The organism is Deinococcus marmoris DSM 12784, assembly GCF_000701405.1.
Lineage (GTDB): Bacteria > Deinococcota > Deinococci > Deinococcales > Deinococcaceae > Deinococcus > Deinococcus marmoris.
In genome coordinates, this window is the sequence record NZ_JNIV01000006.1 from 72,348 (window position 1) to 89,417 (window position 17,070).

Consider the following 17,070-nt stretch of genomic DNA (forward strand, 5'->3'; position numbering starts at 1 on the left):
GGTCGTGAAGATAAAAAGGAGCAAGATGGATTGATCGTAAAGCAAGGCGTCTTCTGATGTTCAGGCAAATGTGCAGCGGCTTAGAACATTAAGGTTTTCTTTAGACGCGTTCGAGGCGGGTGAATGCCAGGGCCATCCTTTTCGTCCCACTTTCAAAGCGGATCAACGCCTCCAGTTGGCCGCCAGCTTCCCCGACCGTGAGGACGTCGCCTACCCCAAAGCGTGCGTGCCGCACCTGCTCCCCAGGCTGGAAACTGGCCGCCTGACCGACCGCGCGTCCCAGGGCGTCCACGCGCTTCGGAGACGCTGCGCCGGGGGCTGGGGCCTGCGGCTGCGGGGCGCGCCGCCCATCCAGCAGCGCGCCGAGGTCGCCAAGCCCCGCCTGGTCGCGCTCACCCTGGGTGTGCAGGGGACCGTGCAGCGTGTACGTGTCCAAGTTCAGTGTGCGCTCGGCCCCGCGTCTCGCGTCGTCCTCGGGCTGTGCTGTCAGGCGCGCGCGCAGCGCCTGGAAGCGGCCCAGCAAACGCGCGCGGTATCCCGGTTCGGTCCAGCGCTGCACGTAGGCCTCGTGTTCGTAGCGGCCCAGGAGTTCGGCGGCTTCAAGGGTGTCGCCCGCCGTCCATGTCCCCGGCGCACGCTCCAGCAGCCCGGCCAGACGGTCATGCTGTCCCACCACGGACGTGTAGTTCACCTTCTCGAGGAAGTCCGTGGTGTCATCGTCCCCGGTGATCAGATGCAGTTCCTCCTGGGCCCGGGTCAGCGCCACGTAGAACACGCGCCGCTCCTCCTCGCTGGCGGCCGCGTCCGCACTGGGCTTGGAGGCGTATACCCCCCTAACGCAGTCTGGAATGATCACGACCGGCCACTCCAGCCCCTTGGCCCGGAAGGCCGTCATGAGCGTCACGCGCGGCACGTCGTCGGCCCCGCGCAACCGCAGGGTCTCCTCGTATTTCACCTGCTCGCCCAGTTCCGCCAGATGCGTGACGAGTGCGCCGAGCGAGCGGGTCTGGGCCATCTCTGCAAGGGCGTCGATGCTGCCCGCCCGCTCGGCGCCGAACTCCTCGGTTGGGGCGGTCTTGATCAGAAATTCCCGGTAGCCGATGGCGCTCACGAAATCCAGGAGGACGTCCCGGCCGGGCGAGGTGCCCAGGTCCTCGGTCAGGAAATCGAGCCAGGTGGAAAGCAGGCTGAGGGGACGCTGAACGTGCTCAGGCTGCTGTGAGGCGGCGGCGGCCAGGGCCCCGGCGAGGGTCTGTGTTCCCCGCCAGGCTTGCCGGGCAATCGCCTCTACGTCGGGCGCACGCAGGTACCGTGACGGCCGGTTCGCGACGTTGCGCCACAGCCCCTGAACCCGCTCGCGCCGCTTCGCGTCTAGCGGCACCCCACCAGCGACGTCCAGGTCGGCGAGCGCCAGTTCAACGTAGGCGACGAGCGTCGTCACCTCAGGACGCCGGTAGAACGGGGCTGCCCCGATCAAGCGGTAGGGGGTCTTCTCGTGGAGGAAGACCTGCTCGATCTTTGCGGACTGTGCGTAGGTTCGCATCAGGATGACCACGTCTTCGGGGCTGCGGCCTTCTCCGATCACCTGAAGGGCCACGCGCGCCGCCTGCCCGTCCACAGGGGGATGCAACTGCACGCCGCTCCCGCCGCGCGTGGCCCGAAGCCGCTTGGGGGCCCGTACCCGGTTTTCAGCAATGACCCAGTCGGCCAGCGCGATGACGCCCAGCGGGCAGCGAAAGTTGCTGGGCAGGGTGTACTGCGCGGCTCCGTAGCGCTTCGAGAAGCCCAGAATGAAGCGTGGATGCGCTCCTCGCCACTGGTAGACGGTCTGATCGTCGTCCCCGATGGCCATGAATGAACGGGTGTGCGCCCCCACGAGGTGCATCATTTCGCTCTGCGCCAGGTTCACGTCCTGAAATTCATCGATGTTCACATAGTCCCAGCGGGAGGCAATGTCGTCCCGTAGGGCTGAAGACCGGCTCATCAGGATCCAGGCCGCCACGATCAGGTCGTCATAGTCGAGTTTGCCTTCCCGGCGGCGCAGTTCGTCGTGCAGGGCGTAGAGCCGCGCGTAAGCGTCAGGCCCGCTGTCTGGAGCTGAGATCAGGGCCGCGGCGTCCGCAGGCAGGTCGGCCGGCACATACGGCAGCTTCAGATTGCCTTTCTGAATGCCCAGATAAGTGGAGAAGTCCTTGAATGTCACCTGCCGGAGTCTCGCCGCAAGTTCGCGCTCGTCATCGCCCAGGTCAGCCAGCAGCGCCCGGCGCGCCGCCGCGAAGAGGCGGGAGCTGAAGTGGTCCTCGCCGATCACCAGTTCCGTAAGGCCCATCTCACGGCCCCGGTCGACGATCCGTGTGGCCAGGGCATGCAGGGTCAGCGCGGACACGCCGGTGCATTCAGGAAACGCCGCGAGCTTGCCCTCCAGGCTGCGGCGCGCCTCCCGCGAGAAGGTCGTCGCGAGGATGCGCGTCGGCCGTACGCCACGCTGGGTGACCAGGTGAGAGATGCGGCCGACCAGCGTCGTTGTCTTGCCGCTGCCGGCGACCGCGAAGACCAGTGCGTGTCCGTCTCCATGTTCGACGATGCGAGTCTGCTCGGGCGTGAAATCCATTGCCGAACATGGTAGGCGGTCGCAGGCACCCGGGTGCCCCGGTCTCACCCTTTCATGACGTCCCCGCTGGGCAGGTTTGCGATGGGGACGGTTCGGGCAGCGCGGGCGGGCAGGGCCATGACGTGAGTCCCGTGCCACAGGACGTGGGCGGGGTCTGGTCGATCGGGCCTCAGGGCAGGATCATCAACGTGGAACCTCCTAGGAAGCACGGGTCTCCGTCGTGCCTTCACTGTGCGGGTGGGCCGCGTCAGTGCGTGATGCGGCGCCCGGCCGGCGCAGCACGTCAACAGCTGACGCGCCGGCACCTGACACTGCCCACAGGAGGAACCACCATGCGCGGTTTTACCTCAGCGCGTGGACTGTGGGGCTTGAAGTGGCGGGTATCATGAAAAAGGCCACCCGGAGGTCGCCTTTGATGTCGTACAGCATAGCGCGGTATGCGCTGGGTGTCCAGTTGATGCGTTGGGTGGGGCCCTGACCCGGCTGACCTGGCGCTCGCCACTTTTAGTGCCCCGGCGTCAGTCGTCCTGTCCCCGATGGTGGATGCAAGACAATGACAGCGGGGCGGCCATGGATGCTTTAGCTCGCCCCCATGTGGCCGCGCCCATATCTGACCGTGAGCTTTGAGTCGACTGGTCAGCAGCAAGCGACCGTGGTGCTTGTCCTCCGGCTTGGTTCCGTGAGCGCTCAACATGTTTCCGTCTATGCGGCCTGGAATGGAGATGGCGTATGGATTTTCGAGCGAATCAAATCCATTTTGTGCCACACGCGCTAGATGTCACCGAAGCGTCGATCAGATGTCGGGGCTCGACGGGCGGTACACCCAGTTATTCCGAATGGACTTGAGGAGGTGGTACATCGCGTCCCAGACCCGCATCCGGTCCCCGGCCTGTGCCCAGACCTCAGGGAGACCCATGGCCGTCAGCAGGGGCACATAATCGAGATCGGTGATCAAGTCGGTCGGCCCGTATAGAGCGAGTTCCTCGGCCAGGTCGATCGCGAATTTCCCGGCCAATGCAGCGGCGGCGATCTTCGGGTCAAGCTGTGCGGCTGCAACCTTGAAAGCCTGCTTGACCCCAGGTGCAGCTGTGGTCAGCACATCGTGGGCCAGTAGATCCGGGCGGGCGAGGGACTCGGGACGCTGCTGGATCAGCCGCACACTCTCCGCGATCGTGGGCGAGAGCTTGAGGGCATGCTGGCGCGCTCCGTCGACTGCGTCCGCGCCCCGTGCCCGCTCAATCCCCCAGGTTCTCAGCCGCCGGCGCAGCGTGGTTTCACTGATGCCCCGGGCCTGCATTTCCTGCAGGGTGGTCAGGTACGTGAGTGCCGTGGGGAAGTCGTCGCGTGGATCAGTCATCTGCGCCGAGGTGGTGGCGATTCGGAGAGGTCTGCATCCCAGAGACTATGACAGCCCGGTCGAGGAGGCGGCTACCCGGCCAGAACGTGTTCTCACGTCAGGCTTCTTGCCACAGAAGTAACACGTCCTGGCCGCCTCGCCGTCCCACGTCTGCGAAGGTCTGCCATGCCCTACTCGTTGGACTAGACACCCTGACCCAGGACATCGCCCAGCGCGCCCACGCGCTCGACTCCGACGGCCTGGACACGGCCCTGCGACAGCTCGGGATCTCTGACTGAAGGACGCGGGCGTTCTTCACCGGTCTGCGTCAGACGGATTCGACGCTTGACCTGTCGAGCGCGAATCACATCAATCCACCCGGAGCCGCTGAAAACAGCGCAGCACCTTGAGGTCGCCAAAGCCCCGATCCAGCACGAAGATGATCCGAAGAACCCCGATCTCACGCAGCGACCAGGGGAGCTGTTCCAAGGCTCCCAGAACTAGTGCAGCGTTCCTCAATTTGACATAGTGAGGGTATGAGCCGATCCTTACGCTACAAAGTGGAGTTGAGTCCAGAGCAGGAACGGACATTGAACGCCATCACAACGAAAGGGAGCAGCAAGGCGCGGGTCATGACCCGCGCCCGGATTCTGCTGATGGCCCATCGGCAGATGGCCGACTCGGACATCAAAGAGGCCCTTGGGATCAGCGTCCAGATGGCGCAGTCCACTCGAAAACGCTTTGTCCTCGGTGGTCTTGAAGCGGCACTGTTTGATGCGCCACATACGGGCCGACCCGCGAAGTTTGATGGCAAGGACCGGGCGGCCATCACGGCACTCGCGTGCAGTGAGGCCCCCAAAGGCCATGCACGGTGGAGCATTCGTCTGCTGGCGGAGAAAGCGGTGGAATTGAACGTTGTGGACGGCATTGCGCCGTCGACAGTGTTCTACATGCTTAAAAAAACGCGGTTCAGCCGCACCGCAAAAGACAGTGGTGTATCGCGCGACTAACGGCGAAATTCCTGTGCGAGATGGAGCGTGTTCTGGACGTCTACGCACGCCCCTATGACAAGCGTTTTCCCGTGCTGTGCTTCGATGAGCAACCCTGCTTCCTGATCGGAGACGCGATGGCCCCGGTTCCGATGGAACCGGGACGAGTCGCGAAGCAAGACTACGAGTACCAGCGCTTTGGGAGCTGTGCCTTGCTCCTGGCAGTCGAACCCCGCACCGGTCGCCGATTCGCGAAAGTGTGTGCCCGACGAACTGCCGAGGAATACACGGCGTTCATGCAGGATCTGGAGCGGGCGTATCCAGAGGCGGTGCGAATCACCCTGGTGCAGGACAACCTCAACACCCATCATGGCGGCAGTTTCTACAAGTGGATGCCTCCAGAGCAGGCCCACCGTTTGGTGGGCCGATTCGAGTGGGTCTTCACGCCGATCCATGCGTCCTGGCTCAACATGGCGGAGCTGGAATTCAGCGCCCTTCAGCGGCAGTGTCTGAATCGGCGTATCCCTTCGCTGCAACGGCTCTCTTCGGAAGTCGAGACCTGGGTCACAGCGCGTGAACGCGCTGGAATCACGCTGAACTGGCAGTTCTCAACCCAGGTCGCTCGTCGGACGCTCCGAAGCCACTATGAAGCCATTCGTGTTAATTGAACGCTGCACTAGGGTGTTCTCGCTGACACATGGGTTGAGCCTTGTTGAGCGCGGATTCGCGGATGGGCAGATCTTTCAGGCTGTCTGGCCGATCCGCGCGGCGAGCCGGGGCGAGCGCATGTTGCGGCAGTGGTTGGTCTTCCCAGCAACATTACGGCCTCGGTGGGCACCTGACCCCTTTATGCTGGAGCACACATGACCTCTACTACCGAAGTCGAGCGCCGCCTATGGGCTGCCGCAGACAACCTGCGCGCCAACTCTAAGCTCCGCAGCCACGAGTACAGCACCCCGGTCCTGGGCCTGATCTTCCTGGCTTATGCCGATCACCGCTTCGAGGGGGCGCAGGCCACGCTGGGCACGGACGCCGAGCCGATGGACTTCCAGGCCGAGGGCGTGATGTACCTGCCCGAGCAGGCCCGCTACCGCCGCCTGCTGGCCCTGCCCGACAGCGCCAACCTGGGGCAGGCCATCAACGACGCCATGAAGGCCGTCGAGACTGAGAACGAAGATCTGAAAGACGTGCTGCCCAAGATTTACAACCGCCTGGACAACAGCGTGCTGGCCCCGCTCCTCAAGGCGTTCAACTTCAGCGAGATCGCCGCTGGCCTGGAAGGTGACGCCTTCGGCAAGGTCTACGAGTACTTCCTGGGCGAGTTCGCCAAGCGCGAGGGCCAGCTGGGCGGCGAGTTCTACACGCCCACCAGCCTCGTCAAGCTGATGGTGGAGATCATGGAACCTTTCCACGGGCGCATCTACGATCCTGCCTGCGGCTCGGGCGGCATGTTCGTCCAGTCGGCCCGCTTCGTCACCGAACACAAGAAAAACCCCACTGATGAGCTGAGCGTCTTCGGGCAGGAGAAGACCGCCGAGACCGTGCGGCTGGCCCGCATGAACCTGGCCGTACACGGCCTGAGCGGCGACATCAAGCAGGGCAACACCTTTTACGAGGACATCCACGGCAGCCGGGGCAAGTTCGACTTTGCGCTGGCCAACCCGCCGTTCAACGTCAAGGGCATCAAGAAGGACGACATCGCCTCCGATCCCCGTCTGCCGTACGGGACGCCCAGCACCGACAACGGCAACTACCTGTGGCTCCAGTACATCAGCAGCAGCCTGAACGCCAGGGGCCGCGCTGGAGTGGTCATGGCGAACAGTGCCAGCGACGCACGCGGCAGCGAGCAGCTCATCCGCCAGAAGATGATCCAGAGCGGCAACGTGGACATCATGCTCGCGGCCAGCAGCAACCTGTTTTATACCGTCACCCTGCCCGCCACCGTGTGGTTCTACGACAACGGCAAGCGCGGCAGCGCCCGCGAGGACACGGTGCTGTTCATCGACGCCCGCCACACCTTCCGGCAGGTGACCAAGGCCATCCGCGAGATGACCGACGAGCAGGTGGAACTCCTCGCCAACATCGCCAACGTGTACCGGGGCGAGGCTCCGGAGTTTAAGCACGGCAGCAAGGAAAAGTTTGATGAACTGTTCCCGGACGGCGCGTACCGCGACGTTCCGGGGCTGTGCAAGGTGGCAAGCCGTGCCGAGATCGAGACGCAGGGCTGGAGCCTGAACCCTGGCCGTTACGTGGGCGTGACCGCCCGCGCTGCCGACGACTTCGACTTCAGTGTGCGTCTGGGCGAACTGAACGAGGAGCTGGAAGTGCTGACCGCCGAGGCGCACGAACTGGAGGAAAAGATCAGCGAGAACGTAGCGGCGTTGTTGGGAGTACGAGGATGACCACTATGAACCGCGCTGGCTGGCCTATCGTTCAAATAGGTGATTATCTCAAGGTTGTTGCTGGCCCATCCTTCAGGAGTGCCGAGTTTGTTGAAGGAGAAGATCACATCCGCCTCCTTCGGGGTGACAATATCGTTCAGGGCAAGCTCCGCTGGGATGGAGTGAAACGCTGGCACGGTGACGTGCAGAAGCGTTACCACTTGGAAGAGAATGACGTGGTGATCGCCATGGATCGTCCTTGGATTGAGGCTGGGTTGAAGTGGGCCTGGATTCAGCAGAAGGATTTGCCCGCCTACTTGGTGCAGCGAGTAGCTAGATTGCGAGCTACCGAAGGGTTAGACCAGAAGTTTCTCCGATATGTCATCGCATCACCTGATTTCACCGCATACATCAAGCCCATCGTTACAGGTGCCACCGTGCCACATATCAGTGGTGGTCAGATCGAATCACACCGCTTTCCCATTCCCCCCCTTCCCACCCAGCGGAAAATTGCGGCCATCCTCTCGGCCTACGATGACCTGATCGAGAACAACACGCGGCGGGTGCGGGTGCTGGAGGACATGGCCCGCGCCCTGTACCGCGAGTGGTTTGTGGAGTACCGCTACCCCGGCCACGAGCAAGACGAGTTCGTGGAAGACGAGCAGGGGCGCAGGCCGGAGGGGTGGGAGTGGTTGGCGATCAAAGACGTAGCACCTGTTGTGACACGGGGTGTAGCTCCAAAGTACACTGATGACTCGGATGATCTCGTTATCAATCAGAAGTGTATACGCGATCAACGATTGAACCTGATACCCGCTCGTCGTCACAGCAGCAAAGTCCCGCCGATCAAGGTGATCCGTTTCGGCGACGTGCTTATTAACTCAACGGGTGTTGGGACGCTGGGACGGGTTGCACAGGTCTATCAAGAGACTGAGAACCTGACCGTTGATACTCATGTGACCATAGTTCGAGCTGACCCTACGAAGATGGACCTTGATTACTTCGGCCTCGTATTGATGGGGCTTCAGTCAGAGTTTGAGGCCGCAGGCGTTGGCTCTACAGGTCAAACGGAACTTGGCCGAGAGCGCATTGGGATGACTGCCTTGCTCGTCCCACCGTTACAACTTCAAGCAGACTTTGGAATGCGTGTCCAGCCAATGCGCCGCCTAGTCGAACAACTTCTACTGCGCAACGCCAACCTCCGCCGCACCCGTGATCTGCTGCTGCCCCGGCTGGTGTCGGGCGAGCTGGACGTGTCGGGCCTGGACATCCGGGGCGCGGCTGAAGAACTAGTGGCAGAAGCGGAGGCGGTGGCGTGAACGCCGAGATGCATGATCTGCTGGACCTGCTCTCGGGCAGCCAGCAGTTCGAGGTTCCGCTGTATCAGCGGCGGTACTCCTGGACGAACGTGGACCGGAAAAAGCTCTGGAATGATGTCCTGGCTGCCGGACGGGAGCCAAGCCGTCGCAAGCACTTTGTCGGATCGGTGGTGTATACCCAGCCCGCCGTGGGCATGGGAGGCTCAGGCTTTCGCCGGGCGCGGCTTATTGACGGTCAGCAGCGCCTGACAACGCTGACGCTCCTCATCGCCGCGCTGGTGGAGTGCCTGGAGCGCGACGGTGACCTCGAACTCCCGCTTGGATCGACGGGTGAGGTGGAGAAGGTGCGAGCGGTGAAGTGGCGGGAGCTGTACCTGCTCAACGAAGACCTGAGCGGCGAGTCGCGCTTTAAGCTGTTGCCGACATATGCGGACCGCGACACCTTCAAGCATCTGGTGGGCGGCGGCCCGCTGCCTGACCGGCCCTCGGCAGAGGTGCTGGCCGGGCTGGCGTTCTTTCGGGAACGCTTCTCGGACGCAGGCGTGACTCTGCGCGAGGTGCTGATCGGCCTGCGGAAGTTGGAAGTGGTGGCCGTCATTCTGCACGAGGGCCGCGACGATCCCCAGTTGATCTTCGAGAGCCTGAACAGCACGGGCCGGGACCTGACCGCTGCCGATCTCATCCGCAACAACGTGTTGATGGGCCTGGAAGTGGACCGGCAAGATGAGCTGAGCCGCGACTATTGGCTGCCTACGGAGGCCCTGTTCGAGGGCAGTGGGCCGGACACCTTTAACCGGTTCATGCGGGACTTTCTCACCGTGCGGACGCGGACGCTAGTCAACGAGAAGGAGGTCTACGCGACCTTTAAGGCGTACCGCGAGACACTGGGCGACCAAGACATTCTGCTGCTGGTGGCCGATATCCGGCGCATGGCCCAGCACTACGCGGTGATGGTGCGCCCGGAGCGGGATGTCACCCCGCCCCTGGACCCGGAGTTGCGGGTGGCGCTGCGCGACCTGCTGAACGTGCGCGTGGGAGTGATCTCGCCGTTCGTGCTAGAGCTGCTGGAAGACCACGGCAAAGGCATTGTCACAACCCAAGACCTCGTGTCGGCCCTGCGGACGGTGGAGTCGATCCTGGTACGCCGGGCGGTGAGCGAGTTCCGCAGTGCTCCCTTGAACAAGCTGTTTGCCAGTGCGGGCCGTGGACTGGTGCGGGACCAGGACAGCGCCGCCTACCTGCGCTCGGTGGAGCGCGCCCTGATGCGGTTTCAGGACCGCAACCGCAGTGGCTTTCCAGCCGACGATGTGTTCACTGAGAAGTTCCACACCGTCAACCTGTACACCCTGGGCGTCTGCAAGCATGTTCTCGTGCGCCTGGAGCGGGCCATGGGGACGAGGGAGCTGGTGGTCACCGATGACCTGACCATCGAGCATGTCATGCCGCAGAACCCCAACCTCAGCGAGCCGTGGCGAGAGATGCTGGGTGCGGACTGGGCCGAGGTGCAGAAGCGGCTCGTAGATACCCTCGGCAACCTAACCCTCACTGGCTACAACAGCGAGCTTGGGGACCGTCCATTCGACGTGAAGAAGACATTGCCGATGAAGGCCGGCGATACCCTCATGTCAGACCTGCCCAAGGGCTACACCTTCAGCCGTCTGCACATGGCTCAGGAGATCGCACAGGAGACCTGCTGGAATGAGGAGCGCATTCAGGGCCGCACCAGTCGCTTGGCTCAGCGTGCCCTGATGCTCTGGCCGCTCCCCACGTTCACACCCGCTGAGCTCGAAAGCCTGCGCACCGAGGGACGCCGCCCGGTTGTCCGCGACCCCTGGGCGCGGCTGATGGCCCTGCCGGCTGCGTTGACCGAAGTGGCCACCGAGTTTGACCAGCGCGCACTGGAACTTCCCAGCGTGAACCGCATGGTGATGGGCCGGGAGATCAACTACCGCAAGGGCAGCCGCTACGCTTTCAGCCTGTCGACAGATGACTCCAGCGTAAATGTGTGGGTGCGGCTGGGCGAGTCGCCAGACGACACATCCGGTTGGGTCCAAGGTAAGGACAAGAAATGGTGGAAAAGATCGATAACCAGTCTGGACGAACTGGACACGGTCTGGCCGCTGCTGCTGACCACCTGGGCGAGGCTGCCAGACGTCGGGACGGTGCCCACGCCAACCCTGAGCCTGCGTGAGGCCATCGACGCGCTCGGGGACGGCCCCAAGGCGGCCTTTGACACCTTCGAGCAGGCCCTGCTTCAGATCAGCCCCACCCTGGAGCGCAACGTCACCCAGGACTATGTCGGCTTCGGTCAGCCCGTTGAATTCATCGGTCTGCTGCGAGACGGACACATGGCGATTGAGGTGCGCCCACTGGACCCGGACATCCTGCCGGAAACCCTCTTCGAGGGCTGGGAACCACGCAGCAAAGAGCGACGCATCCTGTACCTGCGGTCTGCCGACGATGTGGCGCGGGCGCTCCCATTGATCCGGGCGGTCCACGCCCAGTTCGTTCAGGAGATCCCTTACCGGGCCCCCAAGGTGCGCCAGCTGATGCAGGGGCTGCGAGAGGCTTTTCGGGACATGGCCGAAGACAGCACCGTGCAGGCCACCAAATCCGCCGAGCGTTACATGGTGGGCGGGCGCGACATCGGCCGCGTGTACATCGATCAGGAGAAGGTCTATCTCATGCTCCGCCACTCTTTCGTCGCCCTCGAGAATCCATCGGCTGTTGGCGAGTCGAGGATTGATCCGATTGCCGACTGGACTCCGGGCCACTTTGGGGGCAGCTTCACCGGTCCAGCTGACCTGCACGACTTGCGCCCCCTGATCGAACAGACGGTGCGTGCCAACCGTGCATAGCTTCAGCGAGGACACCCTGGTGGAGCAGACGGCTATGCACCTGCTCGGGCAGTTGGGCTGGCGTACCGTCAACGCGATGGAGGAAGGCTTCGGCCCGGAGAGCCTGCTGGGCCGGGACAGCCGCCGCGGCGTGGTTCTGGAGCGCGAACTCCTAGAGGCCCTGCGGAGCCTGAACCCGGACCTGCCCGAACTGGCGCTGCGTCAAGCGCTGGAGGTCCTCACCCTGGAGCGCTTCAACACCACCTCCATCCGGGCCAACCGCGAGCTGTATGAGCTGCTCAAGGGGGGCGTGACCGTCACCTTCGAGGGCACAGACGGCGAGCAGGTCACCGAGCGCGTGCGGGTGATCGACTGGGAGACGCCCTCGAACAACCGCTTCCTGGCCGTGCAGCAGCTCTGGGTGACCAGCCCGGACGGCCTGTACCTGCGCCGCCCCGACGTGGTGGGCTTCGTGAACGGCCTGCCGCTGGTGCTGATCGAACTCAAGGCCGCGCATAAGAACCTGGTGGACGGTTACAACGACAACCTGCGCGACTACTGCGACACGCTGCCGCAACTGTTCATCCTGAACGCGTTCATCATCGTCTCCAACGGCCTGGACGCCCGTGTGGGCAGCCTGACGGCGGGCTGGGAACACTTCGTCGACTGGAAGAAAGTCGAGCGCGAGGACGAGCCCAAGCGGCCGGGGCTGGAGACCATGCTGAAGGGCATGTGCCAGCCGGGGCGACTGCTCGATCTGGTGGAGAACTTCATCCTGTACAGCGAGGGCGACGGCCAGACCCTGAAGATCCTGGCCAAGAACCACCAGTACCTGGGCGTGAACAACGCCCTGCTCGCCTTGCAAGAGGCCAAGGCTAATCGGGGCAAGCTCGGTGTGTTCTGGCACACGCAGGGGTCTGGCAAGAGCTTCAGCATGGTCTTCTTCGCCCAGAAGGTCCTGCGCCGTGTGCCGGGCAACTGGAGCTTCGTGGTGGTCACGGACCGCGACGAGCTGGACAGCCAGATCTACACCACCTTCGCCCGCACCGGGGCGGTCAGCGAACCCGAGGACCAGGTCCGGGCCGATAGCGGTGCGGGCCTCAAGCGGCTGCTGCAAGAGGACCACCGCTACCTGTTCACCTTGATCCAGAAGTTCCGCACCGACAAGGACAAGGCCACGGGCGAGACCGAGCTGTATCCCACGCTCACGCAGCGGGACGACGTGATCGTCATGACCGATGAGGCGCACCGCAGCCAGTACGACGTCTTCGCCGGGAACATGCGCCTGGCCCTGCCCAACGCGTCCTTTATCGGCTTCACCGGCACGCCGCTGATGGCCGGTGAGGAAAAGACCCGCGAGGTGTTCGGGGACTACGTGTCGGTCTACAACTTCCGCGACGCCGTCGAGGACAATGCCACCGTCCCGCTGTACTACGAAAACCGCACGCCCGAGCTGGAACTCGCCAATGAAGACTTCCAGGCGGACATGGAGGGGCTGCTCGACGCCGCGTCCGTGGACGACGAGGCCGAGCAGTCCCTGGCCCGGGCGTTCGGACGGCAGTACCAGCTGATCACCCGCGACAGCCGCCTGGAAGAACTCGCGCGGGACATCGTGGCCCACTTCATGGGCCGCCTGCAATTTGGCAAGGCCATGGTGGTCAGCATCGACAAGCTCACGGCAGTGCGCATGTACGACAAGGTGCAGGCCCACTGGCAAGGCGAGATCGCCCGCCTGGAGGCGGAGCTGACCCACGCGACTGGAGACGCCCGCGACGCGCTGCTGGCCCGTCTGACGTTCATGCGCGAGACCGACATGGCCGTGGTGGTGTCGCAGGCACAGAACGAGATCGCCGACTTCGCCGCGAAGGGCGTGGACATCAAAACCCACCGCAAGCGCATGGTGGACGAGGACCTCGAGACGAAGTTCAAGGCCCCGCAGGACAAGCTCCGCATCGTCTTCGTCTGCGCCATGTGGATGACCGGCTTCGATGCGCCGAGTGTCAGCACCATCTACCTCGACAAGCCCATGCGCAACCACACCCTGATGCAGACCATCGCCCGTGCCAACCGGGTCTGGGAGCACAAGGTCAGCGGCCTGATCGTCGACTACATCGGGGTGTTCCGTGACCTGCAACGGGCCCTGGCCATCTACGGCGGGGGCAGCGGTAGTGGGCACGACTCGCCCGTGCAGCCCAAGGCGGAGCTGCTCGCGCACCTGCAAGCCCAGGTGGCCAGCATGCGGGCCTTCCTGACTCCGCGGGGCATTGACCCGGACGCCCTGCTCGAAGCGCACGGCTTTGACCGCCTGCAACTGCTTGCGGACGCCCGCGACGCCCTGCTGGAGGCCGAGGAGACTAAGAAGACGTTCCTCGACTCGGTGGCGGTGATCGACCGGCTGTACAAGGCGGTGCTGCCTGACGCGGTGGCCCAGACCTTGACGCTGGAACGCGCGCTGTACGTCGTGCTCGCCGAGATGCTGATCGTCGTGACGGGAAGCGAGAACCCGCAGGACGACGGGATCATGGCGCAGGTAGAGCAACTGCTCGACGAGTCCGTCATCGCCCAGCGCTACCGGGTGCGGGAGGGTGGCCCAAAGCTTGACCTGAGCCGCATCGACTTCGGGAAGTTGACTGAGGCCTTCCAGGAGAGCCCGCACAAGCGCACCGAGGCCGAGAAACTCAAGGCCATGCTGACGGGCCGGGTGAACCAGCTCACGCGCCTCAACAAGACGCGCGTGAACTTCGGCGAGAAGCTCCAGACCATGATCGACGACTACAACCTCGGCTCAGCCAACATCGAGGACTTTTTCCAGCAACTCGTTCAGTTCGGTCAGGACCTGGACGCGGAAGGCCAACGTGCCGTACGGGAGGGACTGACTGAAGAAGAACTTGCCATCTTCGACCTGGTGGCGCAGGGTGGCCCGGAGCTCAGCGCAAAAGACCAGAAGGCGGTCAAGACGATGGCGCGGCAGCTGATCGACAAGCTGAAGGGCAGCGCCCTGGTGCTGGACTGGCGCAAGAAACAGCAGACCCGTGCCCGGGTCCGCAAGGCCATCCGCGATGAGTTGCGGAGCCTGGGAGCGCAGGAGGATGAACTGGGCCTCCTGTTGGGCAGCCTCTACGCTCACATCTACGAGGCCTACGCGGACGGCAAGGCCAACCTCTACGCCTAGAGCGGAGTCGCGCGGTGAGCTTGAATCGACTCCTGGCCCGATCCGGCAACATGATACTCCATCTGAAAGTGGCGTTCTGGACGCGTGTTCCTGCCCAAGCTGCTGCGCGACGCCCTGAGCATTCAGCCGGGCGATCAACTGGGAGGTTAAGGTTGAAGGTGGCGTGCTGCACCTGAGCCCCCTGAACCGGCGGGCAGGTGGCCGTGGTCCAGCCCGACTTGGCCGCTGTCAGGATCACCTCGCGAACTACACCGTGAACCCCCCCTCCCGTGTCCAAGCAACAGAGGGAGTGGACGCGCAGCGCGTCCACTCCCTCTGTTCACCGCATCAGCAAGTGCAACTGCTCATCGTACGGCCGGTCCTGCAACTCTGTCCAGCTCAGCCCCCAGGGCTGGTAGGCGTCCCAGACGAATCCCAGCTCCATCACCCAGCCGTACGGTTCCTCACGAATGTCCACCCAGTCCACACGGCGCGCTCGCTGCAGCGCCGGCACCTGCACCGCCAGCGTGCCGGGCTGTGCGAGCACGTACTCCCGCCCCAGCACCTCGCGGGCCCAGCGCGGCAGCTGCCGCGCATCCCCTGTACCTGTGGCAATAGGTCCCGGCACACCTGCCACCGCGATGGAGCCCGGTGCCAGCGGCGTCACCAGCCCCGGCCCGGTCAGCGCCGGCTGACGCGCTGGCGGATAGATGCGGCCTGCGAGCGCCGCTGCGTGTGCCTGAGCAACCACGTCGTCAATCAGCGTCCATGGCAATCCCGCCGCCGCCGCCCAGGTCTGCCCTGCCCCGGCAGGCTCCGTGCCCGTCTGGACGGCGAGCGTCCACACCTGGCCCGCCGCCCGTTCCAGCCGCCGCTGGGCCTGGCCCATGCGGCGCAGCCGCGCGGCCTGCGCCGGAGCCGGCCAGATGGTCAATTCGTAGTTGTGGGTCATTCGTTATCCCCTTTCCCGGAGTACACCGGGCCGCCCAGGGCCAGCGCACGCGTCAGCGTGCGCGACAGGTAGCCCGGCTGGTCATATTTGGTTCGGACGAGGCCGCTGGCCCGCAGCAGGCGCTCGATCTGGTCTTCGTCCCGTGTCCAGAACGCGAGGAACCGGACGGCGGCGTAGTCGGCCTCGCTTGGAGACATGTAGCCCAGATCTGCCCACGCTCCCGACAGCAGCTGCATGGCCCGGTCACCGTTGCGGGATCGCCGCAGGCGCTGGAGCACTTCCTGATCCGTGACCGTCAAGCCGCGCCGTCCCTGCGTGCTGGTGTCCTGAGCCTGGCGTGGAACCTTGCCGGTGCCCAGCACCGCCTCCGCCTGTTCCAGGTGGCCCAGGTGGCGGCCCCGCCCATTGAGCGACCGTCCCGTCACCGTCACAAAGTCCCGAGCGAGCCACTCGGCGTGGTGTTCGCGCCGCGAGCGCGGCAACGTTCCACGCAGCCACACGTGGACCCCCTGGCCGGAGGGAGACGCCTCGGCGTAACCGTCAATCCGCTCCAGCCTCGCCGTCATCTCGGGGGTCAGTGGCCCGTCGAGATCCAGCGCCACCAGGCCAGCCGATGGCGGCAGGCTGACACCGACGCCGCCGGCCCGGTGGCCCCGCGCAAGCTCCAGGGCCTCCTGCCACGAAACCCCCTCTCTCCGGCAATCGACCGGGACCAGCCGCCCCGCCCGGGGCAACGCCGGGACTTTGCCGATGCCACCATTGGCGCGGGGGAGCGCAACCCACGGCAACCAACGCGGCAGCGCCAGCAATTCTGGCGGGAGCGTGCCCTCGAGCTGCTGGGGGCGCGGCAGGCGCCCCCCATCCCCAGACGGCTGGCCGCGCACGGTGCCGGAAATGACGTGCGGCGACGCCAGATGGTTTCTGTTTCGCATGTTGCTCCTTTGTTCTGCGCTCTTCCTCTTTCAGCTGGCAGGCGGGTTGATGAACGGGGACAGGGCTCAGGCCGGGCCCGCACCTCCCCCCCCCTGTGTCCAGGCCCTGGAGCTTCAGCGCCTTATCGGCGGCGCTGCCGCTTGCGGCGCGCGTACGGACGTCCGCCCCAGGCGCGGTGACGCACGTTGTGCGCGGCGTTCACGTGGGCGTCCATCACGCCGCAGCCATGCAGGCAGACAAATTGCTGGCTCGTCCGTGCCCCCGGGCGGCCACAGAGGTGACACCCCTGGCTGGTGCCGTACGGCGCCACCCGGCGCAGCCGCACCCCTGCGGCGTACAGGCGCTGCGGTAGCCAGCTCTGCAACCAGTCCACCATCGCCATCTCCCGGCCACGCACCGGAAAATCCGTGCTGAACGTGCGCCAGTCGAGCCGCTCCACGCCCACACACGCCGCCTGGTTCAGCAGCCAGGCCGTCATCTGGTCGAGTCGCTGGCGGGCGGCCGCGTAGTGCAGCCGCTCGATCCGGCCCTGCAGCTCACGCTGCGCGGTGGGCGGCAGCA

11 protein-coding genes are annotated in these 17,070 nt (G+C 64.6%); 6 read left to right on the forward strand and 5 right to left on the reverse strand.

Going from position 1 to position 17,070, the window contains the following annotated elements:
- Positions 1 to 100: 100 nt before the first annotated feature.
- Both Q319_RS0102195 and Q319_RS0102205 read right to left on the reverse strand, forming a co-directional pair.
- Entirely contained in the window at positions 101 to 2,611 is a 2,511-nt protein-coding gene (locus tag Q319_RS0102195) for an ATP-dependent helicase (protein WP_029480218.1), read from the reverse strand.
- Between the two features lie 793 nt (positions 2,612 to 3,404).
- A complete protein-coding gene (locus Q319_RS0102205; RefSeq protein ID WP_029480220.1) occupies positions 3,405 to 3,968 on the reverse strand; it encodes a hypothetical protein in 564 nt (187 codons plus the stop codon).
- 611 nt (positions 3,969 to 4,579) lie between these two features.
- On the opposite strand from Q319_RS0102205, the gene Q319_RS0102215 reads away from it, so the two are divergent.
- The 6 genes from Q319_RS0102215 (at position 4,580) to Q319_RS0102240 (ending at position 14,645) form a co-directional block, all read left to right on the forward strand.
- Positions 4,580 to 4,957 carry a helix-turn-helix domain-containing protein gene (locus Q319_RS0102215; RefSeq protein ID WP_162178612.1) on the forward strand — a complete coding sequence of 126 codons (378 nt, stop codon included), beginning with the start codon at positions 4,580 to 4,582 and terminating at the stop codon, positions 4,955 to 4,957.
- An 11-nt stretch (positions 4,958 to 4,968) separates the two neighbouring features.
- Complete coding sequence (locus Q319_RS0102220; protein WP_245618903.1) at positions 4,969 to 5,604, forward strand: IS630 family transposase; 636 nt, start codon at positions 4,969 to 4,971, stop codon at positions 5,602 to 5,604.
- Between the two features lie 195 nt (positions 5,605 to 5,799).
- Entirely contained in the window at positions 5,800 to 7,338 is a 1,539-nt protein-coding gene (locus tag Q319_RS0102225) for a type I restriction-modification system subunit M (protein ID WP_029480223.1), read from the forward strand.
- Between the two features lie 5 nt (positions 7,339 to 7,343).
- Entirely contained in the window at positions 7,344 to 8,636 is a 1,293-nt protein-coding gene (locus tag Q319_RS25305; protein ID WP_162178613.1) for a restriction endonuclease subunit S, read from the forward strand.
- On the forward strand, positions 8,633 to 11,494 hold the full coding sequence (locus Q319_RS25310) for a DUF262 domain-containing protein (RefSeq protein ID WP_051655028.1): 2,862 nt from the start codon (positions 8,633 to 8,635) through the stop codon (positions 11,492 to 11,494). Before Q319_RS25305 ends, Q319_RS25310 begins: the two co-directional genes overlap by 4 nt.
- Positions 11,478 to 14,645, forward strand: a complete 3,168-nt coding sequence (locus Q319_RS0102240; protein WP_245618901.1) for a type I restriction endonuclease subunit R — start codon at positions 11,478 to 11,480, stop codon at positions 14,643 to 14,645. The genes Q319_RS25310 and Q319_RS0102240 overlap by 17 nt, the downstream gene beginning before the upstream one ends.
- A 319-nt stretch (positions 14,646 to 14,964) precedes the next feature.
- Here the strand turns inward: Q319_RS0102240 and Q319_RS0102245 are convergent, their stop codons facing one another.
- The 3 genes from Q319_RS0102245 to Q319_RS0102255 all read right to left on the reverse strand — a co-directional run.
- A complete protein-coding gene (locus Q319_RS0102245) occupies positions 14,965 to 15,576 on the reverse strand; it encodes a hypothetical protein (RefSeq protein ID WP_029480228.1) in 612 nt (203 codons plus the stop codon).
- Entirely contained in the window at positions 15,573 to 16,178 is a 606-nt protein-coding gene (locus Q319_RS26815; RefSeq protein ID WP_156039134.1) for a phage NrS-1 polymerase family protein, read from the reverse strand. Before Q319_RS26815 ends, Q319_RS0102245 begins: the two co-directional genes overlap by 4 nt.
- 452 nt (positions 16,179 to 16,630) lie before the next feature.
- A partial coding sequence (locus Q319_RS0102255) for a zinc ribbon domain-containing protein (protein ID WP_029480232.1) occupies positions 16,631 to 17,070 on the reverse strand: 440 nt, incomplete at its 5' end.

Excerpts from the sequence above, each read along its gene's own strand:
- Q319_RS0102195 (WP_029480218.1), bottom strand. The coding sequence starts at position 2,611 with ATGGATTTCACGCCCGAGCAGACTCGCATCGTCGAACATGGAGACGGA.
- Q319_RS0102205 (WP_029480220.1), bottom strand. The coding sequence starts at position 3,968 with ATGACTGATCCACGCGACGACTTCCCCACGGCACTCACGTACCTGACC.
- Q319_RS0102245 (WP_029480228.1), bottom strand. The coding sequence starts at position 15,576 with ATGACCCACAACTACGAATTGACCATCTGGCCGGCTCCGGCGCAGGCC.
- Q319_RS0102225 (WP_029480223.1), top strand. The coding sequence starts at position 5,800 with ATGACCTCTACTACCGAAGTCGAGCGCCGCCTATGGGCTGCCGCAGAC.
- Q319_RS0102215 (WP_162178612.1), top strand. The coding sequence starts at position 4,580 with ATGACCCGCGCCCGGATTCTGCTGATGGCCCATCGGCAGATGGCCGAC.
- Q319_RS25305 (WP_162178613.1), top strand. The coding sequence starts at position 7,344 with ATGAACCGCGCTGGCTGGCCTATCGTTCAAATAGGTGATTATCTCAAG.